This window comes from Caulobacter sp. BP25 (assembly GCF_002737755.1).
In the GTDB taxonomy this organism is placed as follows: Bacteria; Pseudomonadota; Alphaproteobacteria; order Caulobacterales; family Caulobacteraceae; genus Caulobacter.
Genome location: NZ_PEGH01000018.1, coordinates 19,366 through 39,590, shown reverse-complemented (window position 1 = coordinate 39,590; position 20,225 = coordinate 19,366). Strand labels below are relative to the sequence as shown.

Sequence of the window (20,225 nt, the reverse complement as noted above, 5' to 3'; positions counted from 1 at the left end):
GACTGTTTTCGGCGGTCAGCATCGTCGCCGAGTAGGGCGTCCCACCACCCCGCCCGGCGCAGCGCCGCCCCGCCGGAACCCCGGCGGGGCGGTCGTCGTTTTAAGACGACCCGCCCATCCGCACAGCTTGCGACGGCGTATCGTCAGAGCGCCCGGCCCATGGGCGCGCCCAGACTGGAGCTTCCATGCGCGCCGCCCTGCTCGCCCTGCCGCTCGTCCTGTCGCTGAGCGCCTGCGTCTCCGGCCCCAGCGGCAATCCCAACCCGCCCCAGCCCGCCAAGACCGTCGAGCTCGAACGCTATCTGGGCAAATGGTACGAGGTCGCGCGCTACGACATGCGGTTCGAAAAGGGCTGCGAGGGCGTCACGGCGGAATACTCCAAGCGCACCGACGGCCTGATCCGGGTGCTCAACACCTGCCGCCAGGGCGCGCTGGACGGCCCGGTCAAGACCGCCGAAGGCAAGGCCAAGGTCGTCGACCAGGCGACCAACGCCAAGCTGAAGGTCAGCTTCTTTGGGCCCTTCTTCGGCGACTACTGGGTGCTAGACCGCGCCGAAGACTACAGCTGGGCGATCGTTGGCGAAGGCTCGGGCAAGTATCTCTGGCTGCTGTCGCGGCGCCCGCCGACGCCGGCCGACCGTGAGGCCCTGACCGCGCGGGCCAAGACGCTGGGCTACGACGTCGGCATGCTGCGGCAGACCCAGCAGCCAGCGCCCTGAACCCTGAGCCCTGAGCCCTGAGCCCTGAGCCCACCTGAGGTTGGGCTTCCGATCCCGCGAAAGCCGTGGAAGAGTGGCGGCATGAAAACCGCCCTGACCCTCCTCGCCATCTTCGGCGCCCTGGCCACCACCGCCTGCACCGACAGCAAGCGCGCCCGCAATGACGCCACCTGGACCGACCGCCCGGCCGACATCACCTGCTGGAGCTACGGGACCGAGACCTTCAAGGGCCGGTCGACCGGCAAGGTCGAATATGACGAGGGCCGCATCTCGTTCGTGGACGCCGCCAGCAGCCGCTACACGACGATCGACGGCGAATGCCGCGTCGTCTACGAGCCGCGCCCCAACTGAGGCGGGCGACGCGTCGCGTCTTGATCCGCGAACAAAGCTGGAACATGATCGCGCCCGATGGACGTGATCATCCAGCTGCAAAGCCGCCCGAGACCACCCTCGCCGTGACGCGGGGGCGGCGCGGCTGCTCGTGGACCTCGGCTATGCGCCGCTGGCCGAGGTGACTCTGCCGAACGGCCGCCGCGCCGACCTGATGGCGCTTGGCCCCAAGGGCGATCTGCTGATCGTTGAGGTGAAGTCGAGCCTGGAAGACTTCCGGGTCGACCGTAAGTGGGGCGAGTACGCGCCGTTCTGCGACGCCTTCTACTTCGCGGTAGCGCCGGACTTTCCCGAAGGGGTGCTGCCGGACGAGCCGGGCCTGCTGGTCGCCGACGGCTTTGGCGGCGCGGTCGTGCGCGAGGCGCCGCTCACCCCGCTGGCGCCGGCGCGTCGCAAGGCCCTGACGCTGGCGTTCGCCCGCCTCGCCGCCTGGCGGGCGGCCGGGGTGAACGCCGAGCGTCTCAGCCTTTAAGTTAGTCGCGGGCGCGCGCGATCAGGTATCCAACGCCCAGGCCGATCGCGAAAGCGCCCAGGGCCACGCCCAGCGGATGGGCCTCAGCGACGTGATGGGCTTCCTGGGCCTTCTCGCGGGTCCAGGCCGCGCCGACCTTGGCCTTGTCGGTCGCGAAGGTGCGGGTCTGTTCGGCGACTTCGGCGGCGGTCTCGCGCGCGGACTTCACGGCCTTACTGACCGCTTCCTTGGCGCGCTTGGTCTTTTCGGTCGCGACCTTCTCGACGCCGTCCAGGGCGGCTTCGAGGTCGGATGAGGGGAAACGGGTGACGTCGGTCATGGGCAGGCTCCTCGGCTTGAACCACACTAACACGTCGGACCCGCTTTAGTTCTCGCGAACGACCTTCAAAACCGCCTCGCCGTAGCGATCGAGCTTGCCCTGGCCGACACCGCCGGCCTTGCCGAGCGCGGCCAGGGTGGCCGGCCGCGCGGCGGCGATCTCGGCCAGGGTGGCGTCATGGAAGATGACATAAGGCGGCACGTGCTGCAGCTGCGCCGCCTCCTTACGCCAAGCGCGAAGGGCCTCGAACAGCACCTGGTTCTCGGCTGGGATGGCCAGAGCCTTGCCCTCGCGGCGCTTGCGCAAGGTCCCGCCGCCGCGACCACCGCCGTCGGGCGCTTCGACCGTCTGGCGCAGGGCCACACGGCGCTCGCCGCGATAGACCTGCCGCACGCCTTCGACATCGCCCAGGCCGATCAGCGGGCGTCCATCATTGGGGTCCTCGCGCAGCAGGCCCTCGAAGATCAGCGTGTCGAACAGGTCGCGCCAGGCCGGCTGGCTCATCTCCCGCCCGATGCCGAAGGTCGGCAGTTGCGCCTCGCTGGGCGTCACGTCCTTGGTCTTGCCCAGCAGGTGCTCGATCACGCGCCCGCGCCCCAGCCGCCCGCCCAGCCGGTGCACGGCCGAGAGGGCCTTCTGCGCGGCCTCGGTGGCGTCGGTCGCGGCCGGCGGCGAGACGCAGATGTCGCAGACCCCGCAACGGGCCACGCCCTCTTCGCCGAAATAGCGGCGCACCGCCGCCGCGCGGCAGGTGACGCCTTCCAGCATGGCGTAGAACTGGCGCAGCTTGCGCGACTGGACCTGTTTGACCTCGTCGGGCGCCTCGCGAGTCTCGATGCGGCGGGCGGCCCAGGCCATGTCGGCCGAGCCATAGAGGGTGATGCCCTCGGCCGGCTGACGGTCACGGCCGGCGCGGCCGACCTCCTGCCAGTAGGCTTCGATGGCGGCGGGCGGGTCGGCGTGGATCACGAAGCGGACGTCGGGCTTGTCGACGCCCATGCCGAACGCGATCGTCGCCACCATCACCGCAGCGTCGGCCTCCAGAAAGTCTTCCAAGCGGCGAGCGCGGACGGCCTTGTCGAGGCCTGCGTGGTAGGCCAGGGCCGGCACGCCCTCTGCGTTCAGCTTCTCGGCAAGCTTTTCGGTAGCGTCGCGCGAGCCGGCATAGACCACGCCCGAGCGGCCCCGCCGCTCCAGAACAAGCTCCACGACCCGATCGTGGCCCTTGCCCCGCTTGCGCTCAGCGTTCAGCGCCAGCTCCGGACGGGCGAAGCTGTCGACGAACTCGGCCGCGCCGTCCAGGCGCAGCTCGGCGCGAATGTCGTCGCGGGTTCGGGCGTCGGCCGTGGCGGTCACGGCCAGACGCGGCACGTCGGGGAACAGCTCGGCCAGCCGCCCCAGCATCCGGTATTCAGGCCGGAAGTCATGACCCCACTGGCTGACGCAGTGAGCCTCGTCGACGGCGACCAGGGCCAGGGGCGTGCGCGACAGACGCTCCAGCATCGACGGCTGCATCAGGCCTTCGGGCGAGAGATACAGCAGGTCGACCTCACCGGCGTCGATCCGCCGCCAGATGTCCGAGCGCTCGTCCAGCGAGATGTTGCTGTCCAGCCGCTCGGCCGCCACGCCCGCCTGGCGCAGGCCCTGGACCTGGTCAGCCATCAGCGCGATCAGCGGCGAGACGACGAGGCCGACCCCCGGCCGGATCAGTGATGGGATCTGATAGCACAGGCTCTTGCCGCCGCCCGTGGGCAGCACGGCCATGGCGCTACGCCCGGCCAGGATCTCATTGACTACCCCGGCCTGCATGCCCCGGAAATCGGCGTGGCCGAAGGTGCGGCGCAGGACATCGCGCGCCTGATCAAGCTCTGGGGATTCGGGAGGAACGTACACGGGCGTGGTTATGACGGCCCGCCCGCGCCGCGCCAAGGCACGATCGCCGGCGCCGGCGTTTCTCTGACGGCGAGGCCCGAAAACCGCCGCGTTCATATCTCGTCAATCTTGTCGCGCGTTCTGTGGGGTTCGGCTAAACGGAACGCGCTCAAAGACCCCCCGGCGCGCGCAGGAACGATACCAACATGGCGAACGGACCCTTCGGCGGAAACAAGCCGGCGAAGCCGCAACGCACCCCGCTTCAGGCCCTGGTCTATTGGGGAACGGTGCTGGGCATCTGGGGCCTGATCTTCGTCGTGGCCTTCTTCGCGGTGTTCGCCCGCGACCTGCCCGACACCTCGACCCTGTACGACGTCAAGCGCCAGCCCTCGATCAACTATCTGGACCGTTCGGGCGCCCTGTTGGCCGTGCGCGGCAGCCAGTATGCGCCGCCAGTCGACATCGACGCCCTGCCCGAGTACGTGCCGGCCGCCTTCGTGGCGATCGAGGACCGCCAGTTCTACCACCATTTCGGCTTCAACCCGTGGGGCATCATCCGTTCGGCGATCTGGAACGCCACCCATGACGGCCCCCAGCGCGGCGGCTCGACCATCACCCAGCAGCTGGCCCGCAACCTGTTCCTGAGCCCGGCCCAGAACTATCGCCGCAAGGCCCAGGAGCTGATCCTGGCGATCTGGCTGGAGATGAAGTTCTCCAAGAAGCAGATCCTGGCCCTCTATATGAACCGGGTCTATTTCGGGGCCGGCGCCTACGGCATCGAAGCCGCCTCGCAGCGGTATTTCAACAAGCCGGCGAGGGACCTTTCCATCGGCGAAGCAGCCCTGCTGGCCGGCATGATGAAGGGCCCCGCCCGCTACTCGCCGGTCTCGGCCAAGGAGCGCGCCGCGCGCCGCGCCACCATCGTCCTGGACGAGATGGTGCGCATCAAGGCCATCACGCCCGAGCAGCGCGACCAGGCCTTCAGCACGCCCGTGCAGGTCTCAGCCACCCTTGCCAATCAGCGCGCCCAGTACTTCACCGACTATATCGACGCCCAGGTCCGCTCGCTGGTCGGCGAGCCGACCGAGGACCTGGTGGTCGAGACCACTCTGGACCTGCCGATCCAGGTCGCCGCCGAGCGCGCCGTGAAGCTGGGCGTCGAGGGCCACATCAGCCAGGGCGTCCAGCAGTCGGCGCTGGTGGCCATCGACGGCGAGGGCCGCATCCGCGCCTATGTCGGCGGGGCCGACTACGCCGACAGCCAGTTCGACCGCGCCACCACCGCCCGCCGTCAGGCCGGCTCGGCCTTCAAGCCGTTCGTCTACCTGACCGCCATGGAGCAGGGCCGCACGCCCGACATGCTGGTCGTCGACGAGCCGGTGAAGATCGGCAACTGGGAGCCGCGCAACTACACCGGCAAGTACCTGGGCGAGATCACCCTGCAGACGGCCCTGGCCCAGTCGATCAACACGGTCGCTGCGCGCCTGGCCAGCGAGGTCGGCACCAGCAACGTCGCCGATACCGCCCGCCGCCTGGGGATCACCAGCAAGATCCAACTAGACCCGTCGATGGCCCTGGGCGCGGTCGAGGTCTCGCCGATGGAGATGGCCCAGGCCTACGCCCCGTTCTCGAACGGCGGCTTCCTGGCCAAGGGCTATGGCATCGAGCGCATCCGCACCGCCAAGGGCAAGGTGCTGTACGACCACAATGTCGACAAGCAGGCCCGCGCGGCGGTGATCGGCTCGCCGGCCCTGCAGTACATGAACCAGATGATGCGCGACGTCGTGATCTCGGGCACGGGGACGCGCGCCAACGTCCCGGGCTACGACATCGCCGGCAAGACCGGCACGACCAGCGACTACCGCGACGCTTGGTTCGTCGGCTACACGGGCGGCTTCGTCACCGCCGTCTGGACCGGCAAGGACGACAACACGCCGATGCGGCGCGTCAGCGGCGCGGGCGCTCCGGCCGAGATCTGGCGCACGTTCATGGCCGCCGCCCTGCCCCGCCTGAAGGTCACGCCCATCCCCGGCGGCGTCCCGCCGCCCCCGGAAGCGCCCGACCCGATCGGCGACCTGATCAATCCCGCGCCCGAAGGCCAGGCGGCCGAGACGCCGGCGGGAACCGCGCCACCGCCGGGTCAGCTGCCTTATTGAGTACGATGCTCCCCCGCGATGCGGGGGAGCTGTCGCGGAGCGACTGAGGGGGCGAACTGGATATTGGCCGCGTTAGCCCCCTCCGGCCCTCTGGGCCACCTCCCCCGCAGCACGGGGGAGGATCTTACGCAAAGCTAAGCCCCGATCGCGTGCAGCTCCGCGGCGTGCGCACGCAGCCAGGCCCGGTGCGGCGCGGGATCGCCCGCCAGTCGCTCGCACAACGCCCAGAATTTCGGCCCGTGATTGGCCTCGATCAGGTGGGCGCACTCGTGAGCGGCGACATAGTCGGCCACCGCCGCCGGGGCCAGGATCAGCCGCCAGCTATAGCGGATTGCCGCCGGCGCTCGGGACGTGGCGGGCCGGCAAGAGCCCCAACGGGCCTTCGGATCGGCGACGGCCACGGACGGCATCGGGCGACCCAGGGCGGCGGCGTGGACGGCGGTGCGCTCGGTCAGCACGCTCAGCGCCTCACGCTTGGCCAGACGGATGACCTTCAGCCCCCAGTTGGGATCATCGGGCGCAATGATGCGGCCCTCTTCCAGCCGGGCGCGGCCAGGGCCGACCTCCAGGCGATAGGGCTTGTCGTTCAAGCGCAGCACGCCGCCGGGCGCCAGGCTCATCCGCTGGGGCAGGGCCTCCAGCTGCTTGGCGATCCAGCCGGATTTCTCCTGGGCGAAGGCGACGGCCTCGTTCAAGCGCTTGGGGCTCGGCGCCAGGGCGACGATCTCGGACTTGGCGCGATCAACCCTCAGCGACACCCGCCGCGCCCGGCCGTCGACGCGCAGCCGGATCGGCCAGCCGCCGATCTCCAGCCGATCGCCGTCCGAAAACCTTTGAGCCGCGCGTGAGAACATGGGCGGTAAGATCGTATGCGTCGGGGTTCGTCGCAAGACGGCGGTGAGTGGATTGAGGCGGCTTTTGGAAGCCCATTTCCATGCCTTCCTAGGCCTCGTGCCTAGGACCCAGGGTTCCACCGACGTTGAGTTGGAAGGCGCGATCCCCACTTCGCCGCTCACGACAGGAAAGGCCGCGTCTAGCCCCGCCATGGGCCCTAGGCACAAGGCCTAGGAAGGCGGGGAGATTGGTTTCCGGACCGTATTAGGTCCCCGCCCATAGGGTATGAATAGCCGCCTCTTAAGCTTCTTCGGCGAAGTTCGGATCGCACTTGCGGATGAAGGCTCGCACGCGGGGATAGATCTCCTCGCGGAACCGGCGGCCGTTGAACACGCCGTAGTGGCCGACACTGGGTTGGACGTAGTCCAGCTTCATGTCCTCGGGAATGTTCGAGCACAGGCCGTGGGCGGCCTGGGTCTGGCCGATGCCGGAGATGTCGTCGTTCTCGCCCTCGACCGTCATCAGGCCGATGTCGGTGATCGCCTCGGGTTTCACCCGTGTGCCGCGATGCATGAGCTCGCCCTTGGGCAGCAGGTGCTGCTGGAAGACGATGTCGATGGTCTGAAGATAGAACTCCTCGGTCAGGTCCAGGACCGACAGATACTCGTCATAGAACTCCAGGTGCTTGTCGGCGCTGTCGCCATCGCCCTTCACCAGGTCGTTGAAATAGCGGCGATGGGCCTCCTGGTGGCGCTCGGCGTTCATGCTCATGAAGCTGGCCAGCTGGACGAAGCCTGGATAGACGCGCCTTCCCGCGCCCACATAGGGCGGCGGCACGGTGTAGATCATGTTCGACTGGAACCAGGTGAACGGCTTTTCCTCGGCCAACTGGTTGGTCACGGTCGGCGACAGGCGCGCGTCGATCGGCGAGCCCATGAAGGTCATGCTGGCCGGACGCGAGGGGTGGTTCTGCTCGGCCATCAAGGCGGCGGCGGCCAGAACAGGCGGGCCGGGCTGGCAGACGGCGACCACGTTCGGACGCGGGCCCAGCACTTCCAGCATCTGGATGACGTGGTCGATATAGTCGTGGAAGTCGAAGCGACCCTCCAGGACCGAGACCTCGCGCGCGTTGATCCAGTCGACGATGAAGACCGCGTGGTCGGGCAGGAAGGCCTCGACCGTACCCCGCAGCAAAGTCGCGTAGTGGCCCGACAAGGGCGCGACGATCAGCACCGCCGGGTCCAGCGAGAACTTTCCGGCCCGACGCATGTCGGCCATGTCGCGGTCGAACTGGACGAGGCGGGCCCAGGGGCTCTCCCAGACCACCGTCGGCCGGACGCGGACATCGACCTGACCGACCTTGATCTTGTCGATGTTCCACTTGGGCTTGCCATAGCGCCGGGTGACGTTGGCGAACAGGTCCGCGCCGGCGTGCATGCGCCGGCCAAGCGCCGACTCAGCGGCCGGGTTCAGTGGCGATCCCCAGAAGTCCCGGGCCGCCAGCGCCATTCGGCGCATCGGAGTGGAGGCGTAGTAAGCCGCCTCGTGAAGGGCGTAGAGCATGTCGCACCCGCAATGTTGCAGCGCAGCATAGCATACCGAAAGCTAAAGGAGTCTATCCTTCGAACGCATTTCGCGCCGCTTCATGGGGTCGCCGCGCTTACCCCGCCATCGCCGCCTTGATCCGCGCGGCGATGTCGGCGGGCGGCTGGTTGTAGGGGATCACCGTGCTGAAGCGCCCCTTGGGGTCCATCAGATAGATCAAGGTGGAGTGGTCCATGGTGTAGCCCGGCCCCGTCCCGACCTTGGCGTAGTAGACCTTGTAGGCCTTGGCGGCGGCGTCGATCTGGGCCTGCGAGCCGGTCAGGCCGATCGTCGACTTGGGCACATAGTCGGCCGACAGATAGGCCTTCATCTGGGCCGCGCTGTCGCGCTCGGGGTCGATCGAGATGAAGACGATCTGCAGGTCCTTGGCCTCGTCGCCCAGCAGCTCGGTGGCGGCCGCCAGCCCTTGCAGGGTTCCCGGGCAAACGTCGGGGCAGTAGGTGAAGCCGAAGAACACCGCGCTCCACTTGCCCTTCAGCACCTTTTCGGTAGTCGCGACGCCGTTCTGGTCGACCAGTTGGAAGGGGCCGCCCACCGCGGCCGACGGCTGGCTCTTCAAAGCGCTGGCGCGCCAGGCCAGGCCGCCGATGACCAGCAGACCCAGCAGGCAGACGACGATCAGGACCAGACGTTGACGAAGCATCGGCGGCGCATCCTTTTGTCTCAGCCCATCCTTTTGCACTCGCAAAGCGCGCAATTCTGGACAATCCTGCGGCCATGGCTGACGTCTCGTTCGCTGGAATGCCCGAGGATCCACGCCGCAACGGGCTCGATAGGCCGGGCGAGGATCCGGCGCAAGACGACGCCTGGAGTTGGACGGCGCCCGGCCTGCGTCGCAGCCGCCTTCGGGTTCGCACGCTGCTCGCCCAGCGCTGGGCCTGGGTCGTAGGCCAAACGGCCGCCCTGCTGGTCTCGGGTCTGGCTTTGAAGATGCACGTGCCCTGGGCGATGTGCTTCACCCTGGTGGCGTTGTCGGCCTGGCTGAACGTCCTGCTGGGTCTAGCGGCCAACGGCCAGCGAATGGCCCGCGACGGCGAGGCCACGGCCCAGATCGCCTTCGACATCCTGCAGCTGTCGGCGCTGTTCTACCTGACGGGCGGCGCGCTCAATCCCTTCGCCCTGCTGCTGATCGCGCCGGTGACCCTGGCGGCCTCGACCCTGCCGGCGCGCTATGCGATCGGCCTGGGCGTCCTCGCCATCGCCGCCTCGATCCTACTGGCCTTCTTCCACATGCCGCTGCCCACCGTGAACGGCGCGCCGATGGGCTTCAATCCCAGCCCGACCATGATGGCGATGATCGTCGCGGCGCGGATCGCCGGCATCATCCTGACCGCCGCCTACGCCTGGCAGGCGGCCAGCGAGTCCGCGCGGATGGAGCTGGCCCTCAACGTCACCGAGACCGTGCTGGCCCGCGAGCAGCGGCTCTCGGCCCTGGGCGCCCTGGCGGCGGCGGCGGCGCACGAACTGGGCACGCCGCTGGCCACCATCTCGGTCGTCTCGCGCGAGATGGCCCGCAACGCCACCAACGAGGAGATCCGCGAGGACGCCGAGCTCTTGATCGGCCAGGCCGCCCGCTGCCGCGAGATCCTGCAGCGCCTGACCGAGATGCCCGAGGCCCAGGACGCCGTCCACGAGCGCATGAGCCTGGTCCAGCTGGTCCAGGACGTCATCGAGCCGCACATGGTCCACGGCATCCGGGTCGAGGCCGTGGTCAACGGCCCCTCGGGCGAGACCGCCCCCGACATCTGGCGCCGGCCCGAGATCATCCACGCCATGACCTCGATCGTGGAGAACGCGGTCGACTTCGCCCGCAGCGAGGTGATCGTCATCGCCCGCTTCGACCCGCGACATATTGTCATCGAGGCCCGCGACGACGGCCCGGGCTTCTCGCCCGAGGTGCTGGCCAAGCTGGGCGAGCCCTATGTGACCACGCGACCAGGCGCCGAGGGCTCGCGCACGGGCCATATCGGCATGGGTCTGGGCTTCTTCATCGCCAAGACCTTGCTGGAGCGGACCGGGGCAACGGTCGACTTCCGCAACGGACGTCGCGGCGGCGCCGTGGTGTCGGCGCGCTGGCCGCGCGCCGCTCTTGAAGCCCCGGGCTATACAGGGGCTTGAGTTCTGACGCGGATGCGCGGAAGGATAGAACACGACTTGGCCTTGTCGAGTATTGGCGCGGGGAGGCGCTGACTTCATGGCGGATATCGGTGAGCTGGTTTCGGCGCTGCCGGACAAGACTCTGCTTCTGTTGGACGACGACGGCCCGCTGCGGACCCGGCTCGGACGAGCTCTGGAGCAGCGCGGGTTCGAGGTGACGCTGGCCGCTTCCGTGGCAGAGGCCCTGACCATCCTGCGCGCCCAGGCGCCGGCCCACGCCGTGCTGGACATGCGGCTTGAGGACGGCTCGGGCCTGAAGGTCGTCGAGGCGGTGCGCGACGCGCGGCCCGACGCCAAGGTCATCATGCTGACGGGCTACGGCAACATCGCCACGGCGGTGGCGGCGGTGAAGGCGGGGGTGGTCGACTACCTCTCCAAGCCGGCCGACGCCGACGACGTGGCCCGCGCCCTGCTGGCCGCCAAGGACGCCGCTCCGACGCCTCCGGAAAACCCGATGAGCGCCGACCGCGTCCGCTGGGAGCACATCCAGCGCGTCTACGAGATGTGCGGCCACAATGTCTCGGAAACCGCGCGCCGCCTGAACATGCACCGCCGCACGCTGCAGCGGATTCTGGCGAAACGGGCGCCGCGGTGATTACTCAGGGAACATAACAGCTCTTGAGGTAGCTACCCCGGAGCGACCGGGGGACAAGCAGTCCCCCGGTTACTTCAATTCAACGTCTACATAACGACATATTGAAGCAGCCGAGCGCTTCGCTTAGGCAGCTTGCCTAATATCGGGATGCACGGAGCATGGCGCTCTCAAACAAAGAGCGCGAAGAGATTGGCAAAATTTATTGCCGACTCATGGAAGAGATTTTGATTCGAGACGAATTATTGATGAACGTCTTGAATCAAGGTTTGCCGCATGCGCCTGCGAGCACCTTGCAGCCCCAAATGATGGACGCCGCAAAACTTGAATTTGCCTATTTGCAGCTAAGAATGATCTGCGAGTCGATCGCTCTCGCTTGCTTAGCGGCCCACGGCGATATTGCCGAAACCGGTACGAAGCGGCTCCAAAAGGCGGACGCAGATACGATCATCAAATCATTGGACAATCTGCACAGCGACTTCTTCCCAAAGCCGTCGAAACAGCCAGTCGAGCGCGATGAACTTGGCGTTTGGCGGCTGACACCAATCACGTCTGGCTTTCTAAATAAAGACGACCTGCTTCGCCTCTATGGAGAATGCGGGAACGTCCTACATAGGGGAAGTATGAGGAAGCTCCTAAGTGGAAATGCGCCACTGACGGACGCCAATAACCCCAATATATGGGCGGATAAGATCTGGAAACTTCTAGAGCATCACCAGATACAAACGATTGATCCCAATTTCCAGATCATTTGCTTGATGAAGGACAAGGTTCTATCCAGGCCTCAAATATCTTATTGGACGATGCGCCCAGACGGGCTCTGGGCGATCGAAATGGCGGTACGAGCGGAATAGAGAGCCACGCCGAATCACATCGCCGAAATCCCACCGTCGACCTTGATCTCGGCGCCGGTGACGAACTTGCTCTCGTCGCTGGCCAGATAGAGCACGGCGTTGGCGATGTCGTTCGGCTCGCCGATGTGGCCCACGGGGATCTGGCGGCCCAGCTTGGCCTGCGCTTCGGCCTTGCCCAGCCGCTGGTTCAGCGGGTCCAGGATCGGCGTGTCGATGAAGGTCGGGTGGATCGAGTTCGAGCGGATATCCAGCCCCTGCTTGGCGCAGTAGAGGGCGATGTTCTTGCTCAGCATCCAGACCGCCGCCTTGCTGGCGTTGTAGGCGGGCGAGTTGTGGTTGGCGATCAGGCCGGCGATCGAGCTGATATTGACGATCGAGCCTGGCTGATGGGCGCGCATGTGGGTCAGGGCGTGCTTGGCCCCCAGGAAGACGCTGTCGACATTGATCGACATGATCTTCTTCCAGAGATCGAACTCCATGGCCTCCAGCGGCTTGTCGCCCGCGACGCCGGCGTTGTTCAGCAGCACCGAGATGCCGCCCATCAGAGCGTTGGCCTTCTCCAAGGCCTCGATCCACTGGTCTTCTTGGGTGACGTCCAATTGCAGGGCGAAGGCCGTGCCGGCGCCGTGCCGGGCGTTGATCTCGGCGGCCACGCTTTCCGCGCCCGCCAGGTTGATATCGGCCAGGGTGACCTTGGCCCCCTCTTCGGCGAGCCGCCGCCCCGCCGCCGCGCCCAACCCTTGAGCCCCGCCGGTGATGAAGGCCTTCTTGCCGGCGACCCGGCCCATGCTCTGCGCCATGCGGCGTCCTCCCGATTATAATTCAAACGAGAGTTTGAACCGGGACGTCGCGCTGGGGAAGAGGCTAACCCGCCGCCTCGTCCATGAACTTCGCCAGCGTCACGTCCAGCTGCGTCACCCCGTCGGCGTCGTGGGTGGTCAGCAGCACCTCGACGCGGTTGTAGACGTTGAACCACTCGGGATGATGGTCGAGCTTGTCGGCCATCAGGGCCACGCGCGTCATGAAGCCGAACGCTTCGTTGAAGTCGGAAAAACGGAAGGTCTTGGCGATGGCGTCCTTGTGGCCTTCGGCGACGCGCCAGCCGTCGAGCTGGGCGATCGCGGCGGCGGCGCCGATCCGGGGACGGGACATGTTTCCTCCGAGAGAGTCTCTTAGACCCTCAGAACGCCAATCCGGTCGCTTCGGCAAGGTCCGCCAGCAACTGGTCCTCGTTGGAGACCTTGATGGCGGTCATGCCCAGGGCCGCCGCCGGCTTGCAGTTGATCCCCAGGTCGTCGAGATAGATGCAAGCCTCCGGCGCGACGCCCAAGCGCTCGCACATCATCTGGTAGATGCGCGGGTCGGGCTTGCGCACGCCGGCCTTGGAGCTTTCGATCACCGCGTCGAACAGGGCCATGATCTCGCCCACCGCCCGCGCCTTTTCGGCGCTCTGGGCCATGCCCGGGCCATGGCCCGTGGGCACGTTGTTGGTGATGCAACCGACCTTGAAGCGCGCCTTGCAGGCCCTCAGCGCGTCCAGCACACGCGGCCGCAGGTCGCCATACAGCAAAGGCAGCACCTGGGCCCCGCGCACGGCGTGGCCCAGCCGCGTCGCCTCCTCAAGGAAGAGACTATCAAACGCCGCCGCGTCGATCTCGGCCCGCTCAAACCTGGCCCAGGCATTGGCGTCCGGATCGGTGGCGTTGACCGTGCGGATGAAGTCCTTGGGCAGGCCGGCTTGCGTCTCGTAGCGGCGGAAGGCCTCGAACGGCGAGGTCGTGAAGACGCCGCCGAAGTCCCAGATCACCGCCTCGATCGCCATCTTCCGCCCACCTCAAACGATTGTTTGATCCGCAGGCTAGCCGGGTTAAGCCGCCAAGGAAAGCGCTGGGCCACGCAAGGGCGCGCTGGCTCGAAAGCCGCTAGACCAGCTTGAAAAACAGCACCCGCGCGGCGCCGTAGTCGCGTGCGTCGATCTGTTCGAAGCCGTCCAGCACGGGATCGGTCTCGTCCCGGCCGCGCTCGAACATCAGGATCGCGCCAGGGGCCAGCCAGCCGTGAGCCTTCAGCTCGGCCACGGCCTTCTCGCCCAGGCCCTTGGCGTAGGGCGGATCCAGGAAGGCGATGTCGAACGGCGCGCCAGCGCTGGCCGGCCGGGGTCCAAGGTCGGTGGCGTCGCGGCGATGCACACGCGTGACGCCGAACAGCTGCATCGCGTCGATATTCTCGCGGATCGCGCCGCGCGCGGCGTCGTCAGTCTCGACGAACAGGCAGAAGCTGGCGCCCCGCGATAGGGCCTCCAAGCCAAGCGCGCCCGAGCCCGCGAAAACGTCGAGCACCCGCGCGCCTTGCAGCTCCGGCGCCCAGGCCGCGTGCTCCAGGATGTTGAACACCGCCTGGCGGGCGCGGTCGGAGGTGGGGCGGGTTGAGCCGCCCGGCGGGGCGACGATGGGCTTGCCGCGATACTGGCCTGAGACGATACGCATCAGGCGGCCGTCGTCCGACCGCGGGCTCGGCGACACCGCGCGAGAACGGCGCTCCCTGACGCTTTGCCTGAATCCCGATCGCTCATCGTGTCCCTCTTACAACCCGTAACGGGATGTGTGCCGTCGCCGCCGCGCCGCGACAAGCGCGCGCTTTACAAGTCGCCCGCCGCCCCCTCTTAGTCGGCTCTGAAGGGAAGGGCGATCAAACAATGCGTATGGGCGATATCCTGGAGGCGGCGAGGCGTTCGCCCTTTCTGGACGGCCTGTCGCCGCGCGACCGCGACCCGTGGCGCAGCCTGTTCGCCGTGCCGGTCGGCGTCCTGGCCGGCGCCGTCGCCGCCCTGCTTGGCGCGATCACCGCGACCCTGACCACCCTGCTGGTCGTCAGCGGCCTGGATGGCGCGCCCGCGGCCGGTGACCTGTTCCAGATCTTCACCGACCCGACCCTGACCGATCCTTCGGCGCGGCAGTCGCTGTTCCTGCTGGCGGTGCTGGCTGGCGTCAATCTGGGCGCGGCCGTCGGCTTCGTCTACGCGGCCGGGGCCATGCACCACCGCCGCGTCACCGACTACGTCAACAGCAGCGGACGGTTTCGCAAGCGGCTGCTGATCGGCGGACTGGTGATCGTGGGGGCGACAATGGCTGGGCTCGTGGCCATCGCCGCCGCGACCGGCCAGAGCATCGACCCGCCGCTGTGGCGGGCCTCGCCCAACCTGGTCGGCCGCGCCCTTTACGCCACCATGGCCGTCGGCCTGCTGATCCTGGCGGCCGCCGCCGAGGAGCTGGTGTTTCGCGGATGGCTGCTGAAGCAGAGCGCGGCCTATGTCCGAAATCCGATCGTGCTGATGACGCTGAACGGCCTGCTGTTCGCCGCCATCCACTTCGACCCCAACATCGACACCTTCATCTTCCGCGCGGCGATGGGGGCGGGACTGACTTGGATGGCCCTTCGTCTGGGCGGTATCGAGCTGGGCATCGGCGCCCATGCGGCCAACAACGCCGTGATCCTGCTACTGATCCGCCCGATGACCACGCGCCCCGACGCGCCGCATGAGTTCAAGGCGAGCCTGATCGCCAGCGCCGTCGTCATGCTGGCCGGCCTGATCGGCGTGACCGAACTGGCCGCGCGCTGGCCGACCCTGCGCCGCTGGACCCGGCTGCAGGCCCCAGCGGCGGCTTAAGCCTTGGCGCTCTAGCGTTTGGGACCGCCGCGCGGCGCGGGACCACGACCGCCGGTCGGCCGAGAGCCAGCGGGCCGCGCGCTGGGACGCCCCATCGGCTTGCCGGATTTCTCCGAGACCCTGCGCGCCGCGCCGACAGCCGCCTTCGGGGCGAACTTCCCGTCGGGACGCGCGGCCGGCTTGCCGCGCGCGACGGGCTTGCGGTCGTCGATGAACTTGGTCTCGATCGACTTGGCGGGCGCGCGCTTGGCCTTGGCCGCGCCCTTGGCCGGCGCGTGCGGCGAGACCTTCTTCTTCGGCTTGGCCCAGCCGGCCTTATAGACCGGCTTCTCGGGCTTTTCTGGCGCCGCGGGCAAGAGCTCGCGATCGGCGCGCGGGACGCCCCGTCGCTGGAGGTCGCCGCCGCCGTCCGTGCCCGGCGCCTTCACCGGATTGGCGATCCCGGCGAACTTGGGCCGATCGCCGGTCGGCATGTTCTCGGGCGGCACGACGCCTTCCAAGAGCTCGCGGATCACGCGGGGGCCGACCTCCTCGATCTGACCGGCCGCCAGCGCGCCCAGCGCGAACGGACCGTAGGACATGCGGATCAGGCGGTTGACCTTCAGGCCGACCGACTCCAGCACCTTGCGCACCTCGCGGTTCTTGCCCTCCGACAGCGAGACCGTGATCCACAGGTTCTTGCCGCCGCCGGCCTTGTCATGGGCCTTGTCCAGCTTGGCCTCGATCGGGCCGTACTTGACGCCCTCGACCGTCACGCCGTCCTTCAGGGTGTCGAGCTTGGCCTGGGTGGTGTCGCCGAAGGCCCGGGCGCGATAGCGGCGGACCCAGGCGTTGCTGGGCGTCTCCAGCGCCCGCGACAGCTCGCCGTCGTTGGTCAGCAGCAGCAGCCCTTCGGAGTTCAAGTCCAGACGCCCGACCGAGATCAGGCGCGGCAGGTCCTTGGGCAGGGTCTGGAACACCGTGGGTCGACCCTTGGGGTCGTTGTGGGTGGTCATCAGGCCCGTGGGCTTGTGGTAGCGGAAGATCCGGGTCGGCTCGCGCTCGGCCACCAGCTGGCCATCGACGGTGAGAAAATCACCCGGCTTGACCTTGATCGCGGGGGTCGTCAGCACCTTGCCGTTGATCGCCACGCGGCCGGCCTCGATCAGCCGCTCGACCTCGCGCCGCGAGGCCACGCCCGCCCGCGCCAGGGCCTTGGCGACCCGCTCGCCGGGACCACCGTCGAGATCGCCGTCTTGACCGTCGAGTTCAGGCTCGTACAGGGGGTCATGGGGCTGGGTCATGCTCGGCGTCCTTCTAGGGCTGGGCGCATCTCTCGATGGGCTTTTCAGGGTCAGCTAATGCGCACCGATCAGGACGAGGATCAAGGCTCCGAGCAGGATAGGCGCATGATGCGCCTTGCGCTGGACGCGGCCCGCGCGGCCGCCGAGGCGGGCGAGACGCCGGTCGGCGCGGTGATCCTGGATCCCAAGACCGGCGAGGTCATCGCCACGGCTGGCAACGGTCCGATCGCCGCCCACGACCCCACCGCCCACGCCGAGATCGCCGCCATGCGCGCGGCGGCGGCCAAGCTCAAGAACTATCGCCTGACTGATCTCACCCTGGTCGTGACGCTCGAGCCCTGCGCCATGTGCGCGGGCGCGATCAGCCACGCCCGGATCGGCCGGGTCGTGTTTGGGGCGCAGGACCCGAAAGGCGGCGCCGTCGTCCACGGCCCGAAGTTCTTCGCTCAAGCGACCTGCCACTGGCGACCGGAGGTCACGGGCGGGGTGTTGGCCGAGGAGAGCGCCGAGCTCCTGCGCGGCTTCTTCCGGGCGCGCCGTAAAAAATCTAGCTGATCAGGGCCGAGCCCAGCAGGACCTTCGAGCCGGGCTTGCCCAGCACTTGGTCGGCGGCCTTCTGCAGCTCGCGGGCGACATAGTCCATGTCCGGCGCCGTCCCGCCGCGCAGACCGGCGGCGTAGATCATCATCACCTGAGCGAAGGCCGCGCGCAGACGCGGGCTGGAGGCCTCGGCGCGCTTCATCAGCTCGGGATCCTTGACCTCAAGCCCCGTCTCCAGGGTCATGACCCCGCGCCGGCCGTCGCGGCGCATGACCACCGCATTGATCGGAGCCAGGGCGAAATAGGTCTTGGGCGCTTCCTTCTTATCCGCGCCCTTCGCCGCCATGGCGGGGCCAGGCGCGGCCAGGGGCGCGGCCGACAGGACGACGGCCAGGACCAGCGGCAGGGAGCGGAAGCGACGCATGGGATCATCATAGCGCTTCAGGGTTGACGTCCTCTTTACGTCTGTCGGTGCAAAAAGCATCGTTAACCACGCTTCGTCGTCGCGGCAGCGGGCCAGACGCGCGTCTTTCGGAGGCACACCTTGGGCCGTTTTTCTCCCAAATCCCTCGACCTGGACGGCAAGGTGATCCTGGTCACCGGCGGCACTGGCTCGTTCGGCCGACGCTTCATCGAGACCGTGCTGCGCCGCTACGCGCCGCGGAAGGTCATCATCTACTCCCGCGACGAACTGAAGCAGAGCGACATGCAGATCGAGCTGCGCGAGCAGTTCGACGAGAAGACCTTCGCCAAGCTCCGTTTCTTCCTGGGCGACGTCCGCGACCGCGAGCGCCTGACGCTGGCCTTGCGCGGCGTCGATATCGTGATCCACGCTGCGGCCCTCAAGCAGGTGCCGGCGGCCGAGTACAACCCGTCGGAATGCATCCACACCAACGTGCTGGGCGCCGAGAACGTGGTCTGGGCCAGCCTGAACAACGCGGTGAAGCAAGTGGTGGCCCTGTCGACCGACAAGGCCTGCAACCCGACCAACCTCTATGGCGCGACCAAACTGGCCTCGGACAAGACCTTCGTGGCGGCCAACAACCTGTCGGGCGACATCGGCACGCGGTTCTGCGTCGTGCGCTACGGCAACGTCGTGGGCTCGCGCGGCAGCGTCGTGCCGCTGTATCGCCGCCTGCTGGCCCAGGGCGCGACCGAGCTGCCGGTCACCGACCCGCGCATGACCCGCTTCTGGATCACCCTGAACGAAGGCGTCGACTTCGTGCTGTCGACCCTGACGATGATGCGCGGCGGCGAGATCTTCGTGCCGAAGATCCCCTCGATGGCCATGCCCGACCTGGTCAAGGCCATGTCGCCGACCGCCGGCATGAAGGTGATCGGCATCCGCCCCGGCGAGAAGCTGCACGAGATCATGATCAGCGCCGACGACGCTCGCGCGACCGTCGAGTTCGAGGACCGTTTCGCGATCGAGCCCAACTTCGCCGAGTTCGGTCGCAAGCCCTACGCCGCCGCCGACGGCGCCAAGCCGGTGGCCGAGGAGTTCTCGTACAGCAGCGACAACAATCACGACTGGCTGTCGCCCGAGGGCCTCTTGGCCATGCTGGAGGAGAAGGCCGCGCGATGAGCGGGTTCCTCCCCTATGGCCGCCAGACGATCGAGGACGACGACATCGCGGCCGTCGCGGAGGCCCTGCGCGGCGATTTCCTGACCACCGGCCCGACGGTCGAGGCGTTCGAGACCGCCTTCGCCAAGACGGTGGGCGCCCGCCACGCCGTCGCCGTCTCCAACGGCACGGCGACCCTGCACCTGGCGATGCTGGCCCTGGGCGTGGGCGAGGGCGATGTCTGCATCGCGCCCTCGGTGACCTTCCTCGCCACCGCCAACTGCGCCCGCTATGTCGGGGCCGAGGTGGTGTTCGCCGACGTCGATCCCGATAGCGGCCTGATGACGCCGGAAACCCTCTCCGACGCCCTGAAGCGCGCGGCCGGCCGCAAGGTGAAGGCGATCCTGCCCGTCCACCTGCGCGGCGACGTTTGCGACCTGCCCGCCCTGAAGGCCTTGGCCGACGCGGCCGGCGCGGTGCTGGTCGAGGACGCCCCCCACGCCCTGGGCTCGATCGCCACCTTCGACGGCGTCGCCCACCCGGTCGGCGACGGCGCCTATTCCAGCTTCGCCAGCTTTTCGTTCCACCCGGTCAAGACCCTGGCCACCGGCGAGGGCGGCATGTTGACCACCAACGACGCGGGCCTGGCGGACCGCGCGCGCCGGCTGCGCTCGCACGGCATGGTCCGGCCCGCCGGCGGCGATCCCTGGTGGTACGAGATGCCAGAACTGGGCTTCAACTACCGCATACCGGACGTACTCTGCGCGCTGGGCCTGTCACAGCTGAACAAGCTGGACCGCTTCGTGGCCCGCCGCCGCGAACTGACCGCGCTCTACGCCCGCCTGCTGCCCGAGCGCGCGCCGAAAGCCCGCCTGGCGGCAAGCCCGGCCCATTCCGATCCGGCCCTGCACCTGCTGACCGTGCTGATCGACTTCGAAGGCCTGGGCGCAACCCGCCGCGCCGTCGTCGAGGCGCTGAAAGCCAAGGGCGTCGGGACACAGGTCCACTACATCCCGGTCCACCGCCAGCCCTATTACGTCAACCGCCAGGGCCTGGCGGATTTGCCCGGCGCCGACGCCTGGTACGCGCGCTGCCTGACCCTGCCGCTCTTTCCGGCCATGACGGATGGGGATGTGGAGCGGGTGGTCGACGCGTTGGCGACGGTGTTGGGGTAGAGGCTCCGGACGCGAGCGCGCGTCCG

Annotated in this window: 21 protein-coding genes and 1 pseudogene; 11 read left to right on the top strand and 11 right to left on the bottom strand. The window is 68.0% G+C overall.

The features are described 5' to 3' along the window. Positions 1-185: 185 nt before the first annotated feature. The 3 genes and pseudogenes from CSW59_RS14015 to mmcB all read left to right on the top strand — a co-directional run bounded on the left by CSW59_RS14015 (position 186) and on the right by mmcB (position 1,581). Positions 186-719 carry a lipocalin family protein gene (locus CSW59_RS14015; protein ID WP_099444626.1) on the top strand — a complete coding sequence of 178 codons (534 nt, stop codon included), beginning with the start codon at positions 186-188 and terminating at the stop codon, positions 717-719. 81 nt (positions 720-800) lie between these two features. Continuing rightward, entirely contained in the window at positions 801-1,070 is a 270-nt protein-coding gene (locus CSW59_RS14010) for a hypothetical protein (protein WP_099444625.1), read from the top strand. Between the two features lie 57 nt (positions 1,071-1,127). After that, positions 1,128-1,581: pseudogene (gene mmcB, locus CSW59_RS14005) on the top strand (DNA repair putative endonuclease MmcB). A gap of 1 nt (position 1,582) precedes the next feature. Here the strand turns inward: mmcB and CSW59_RS14000 are convergent. Both CSW59_RS14000 and recQ read right to left on the bottom strand, forming a co-directional pair. Continuing rightward, positions 1,583-1,900: a hypothetical protein gene (locus CSW59_RS14000; protein ID WP_099444624.1), complete on the bottom strand. Its 318-nt coding sequence runs from the start codon at positions 1,898-1,900 to the stop codon at positions 1,583-1,585. Positions 1,901-1,945: 45 nt separating this feature from the next. Continuing rightward, positions 1,946-3,793, bottom strand: a complete 1,848-nt coding sequence (gene recQ / locus CSW59_RS13995) for a DNA helicase RecQ (protein ID WP_099445251.1) — start codon at positions 3,791-3,793, stop codon at positions 1,946-1,948. A 185-nt stretch (positions 3,794-3,978) separates the two neighbouring features. Between recQ and CSW59_RS13990 the strand changes: the two genes are divergently transcribed. Beyond that, positions 3,979-5,928, top strand: a complete 1,950-nt coding sequence (locus CSW59_RS13990) for a transglycosylase domain-containing protein (protein WP_099444623.1) — start codon at positions 3,979-3,981, stop codon at positions 5,926-5,928. A 134-nt stretch (positions 5,929-6,062) separates the two neighbouring features. Here the strand turns inward: CSW59_RS13990 and CSW59_RS13980 are convergent, their stop codons facing one another. The 3 genes from CSW59_RS13980 to CSW59_RS13970 form a co-directional block, all read right to left on the bottom strand. Continuing rightward, positions 6,063-6,782, bottom strand: a complete 720-nt coding sequence (locus tag CSW59_RS13980) for a M48 family metallopeptidase (RefSeq protein WP_099444622.1) — start codon at positions 6,780-6,782, stop codon at positions 6,063-6,065. Positions 6,783-7,062: 280 nt separating this feature from the next. Then, on the bottom strand, positions 7,063-8,325 hold the full coding sequence (locus CSW59_RS13975) for a polyhydroxyalkanoate depolymerase (RefSeq protein ID WP_099444621.1): 1,263 nt from the start codon (positions 8,323-8,325) through the stop codon (positions 7,063-7,065). 97 nt (positions 8,326-8,422) lie between these two features. Further along, the gene (locus CSW59_RS13970; RefSeq protein ID WP_099444620.1) at positions 8,423-9,010 is read right to left on the bottom strand and encodes an SCO family protein; all 588 of its coding nucleotides are present in this window, start codon (positions 9,008-9,010) and stop codon (positions 8,423-8,425) included. A gap of 74 nt (positions 9,011-9,084) precedes the next feature. On the opposite strand from CSW59_RS13970, the gene CSW59_RS13965 reads away from it, so the two are divergent. From CSW59_RS13965 to CSW59_RS13955, 3 genes are all read left to right on the top strand, one after another. Beyond that, positions 9,085-10,485 (top strand): ActS/PrrB/RegB family redox-sensitive histidine kinase, encoded by a 1,401-nt coding sequence (locus tag CSW59_RS13965; protein ID WP_099444619.1) that lies wholly within the window; start codon positions 9,085-9,087, stop codon positions 10,483-10,485. Between the two features lie 76 nt (positions 10,486-10,561). Continuing rightward, positions 10,562-11,119, top strand: coding sequence for a stationary phase response regulator transcription factor SpdR (gene spdR / locus CSW59_RS13960; RefSeq protein WP_013077392.1), 558 nt, complete (start codon positions 10,562-10,564; stop codon positions 11,117-11,119). 158 nt (positions 11,120-11,277) lie between these two features. Next, entirely contained in the window at positions 11,278-11,970 is a 693-nt protein-coding gene (locus tag CSW59_RS13955) for a hypothetical protein (protein WP_143755001.1), read from the top strand. Positions 11,971-11,984: 14 nt separating this feature from the next. Here the strand turns inward: CSW59_RS13955 and CSW59_RS13950 are convergent, their stop codons facing one another. The 4 genes from CSW59_RS13950 to rsmD form a co-directional block, all read right to left on the bottom strand. Next, positions 11,985-12,770, bottom strand: a complete 786-nt coding sequence (locus tag CSW59_RS13950) for an SDR family oxidoreductase (RefSeq protein ID WP_099444617.1) — start codon at positions 12,768-12,770, stop codon at positions 11,985-11,987. 64 nt (positions 12,771-12,834) lie between these two features. After that, complete coding sequence (locus CSW59_RS13945) at positions 12,835-13,122, bottom strand: 4a-hydroxytetrahydrobiopterin dehydratase (protein ID WP_099444616.1); 288 nt, start codon at positions 13,120-13,122, stop codon at positions 12,835-12,837. A 28-nt stretch (positions 13,123-13,150) separates the two neighbouring features. Then, the gene (locus CSW59_RS13940) at positions 13,151-13,792 is read right to left on the bottom strand and encodes an HAD-IA family hydrolase (RefSeq protein ID WP_099444615.1); all 642 of its coding nucleotides are present in this window, start codon (positions 13,790-13,792) and stop codon (positions 13,151-13,153) included. A 100-nt stretch (positions 13,793-13,892) separates the two neighbouring features. After that, on the bottom strand, positions 13,893-14,456 hold the full coding sequence (rsmD, locus tag CSW59_RS13935; protein WP_099445250.1) for a 16S rRNA (guanine(966)-N(2))-methyltransferase RsmD: 564 nt from the start codon (positions 14,454-14,456) through the stop codon (positions 13,893-13,895). A 209-nt stretch (positions 14,457-14,665) separates the two neighbouring features. Between rsmD and CSW59_RS13930 the strand changes: the two genes are divergently transcribed. Further along, the gene (locus CSW59_RS13930) at positions 14,666-15,637 is read left to right on the top strand and encodes a CPBP family intramembrane glutamic endopeptidase (protein ID WP_099444614.1); all 972 of its coding nucleotides are present in this window, start codon (positions 14,666-14,668) and stop codon (positions 15,635-15,637) included. 11 nt (positions 15,638-15,648) lie between these two features. Here CSW59_RS13930 and CSW59_RS13925 read toward each other — a convergent pair whose 3' ends face one another. Beyond that, positions 15,649-16,920, bottom strand: coding sequence for a pseudouridine synthase (locus CSW59_RS13925; RefSeq protein ID WP_099444613.1), 1,272 nt, complete (start codon positions 16,918-16,920; stop codon positions 15,649-15,651). A 57-nt stretch (positions 16,921-16,977) separates the two neighbouring features. On the opposite strand from CSW59_RS13925, the gene tadA reads away from it, so the two are divergent. After that, positions 16,978-17,475: a tRNA adenosine(34) deaminase TadA gene (tadA, locus tag CSW59_RS13920; protein WP_099444612.1), complete on the top strand. Its 498-nt coding sequence runs from the start codon at positions 16,978-16,980 to the stop codon at positions 17,473-17,475. Here the strand turns inward: tadA and CSW59_RS13915 are convergent. Further along, on the bottom strand, positions 17,468-17,884 hold the full coding sequence (locus tag CSW59_RS13915) for a hypothetical protein (protein WP_099444611.1): 417 nt from the start codon (positions 17,882-17,884) through the stop codon (positions 17,468-17,470). The genes tadA and CSW59_RS13915 overlap by 8 nt on opposite strands. 120 nt (positions 17,885-18,004) lie before the next feature. On the opposite strand from CSW59_RS13915, the gene pseB reads away from it, so the two are divergent. Both pseB and pseC read left to right on the top strand, forming a co-directional pair. Further along, the gene (gene pseB / locus CSW59_RS13910; RefSeq protein WP_099444610.1) at positions 18,005-19,045 is read left to right on the top strand and encodes a UDP-N-acetylglucosamine 4,6-dehydratase (inverting); all 1,041 of its coding nucleotides are present in this window, start codon (positions 18,005-18,007) and stop codon (positions 19,043-19,045) included. Further along, positions 19,042-20,199: a UDP-4-amino-4,6-dideoxy-N-acetyl-beta-L-altrosamine transaminase gene (gene pseC / locus CSW59_RS13905; protein ID WP_201722809.1), complete on the top strand. Its 1,158-nt coding sequence runs from the start codon at positions 19,042-19,044 to the stop codon at positions 20,197-20,199. The genes pseB and pseC overlap by 4 nt, the downstream gene beginning before the upstream one ends. Positions 20,200-20,225 lie beyond the last annotated feature (26 nt).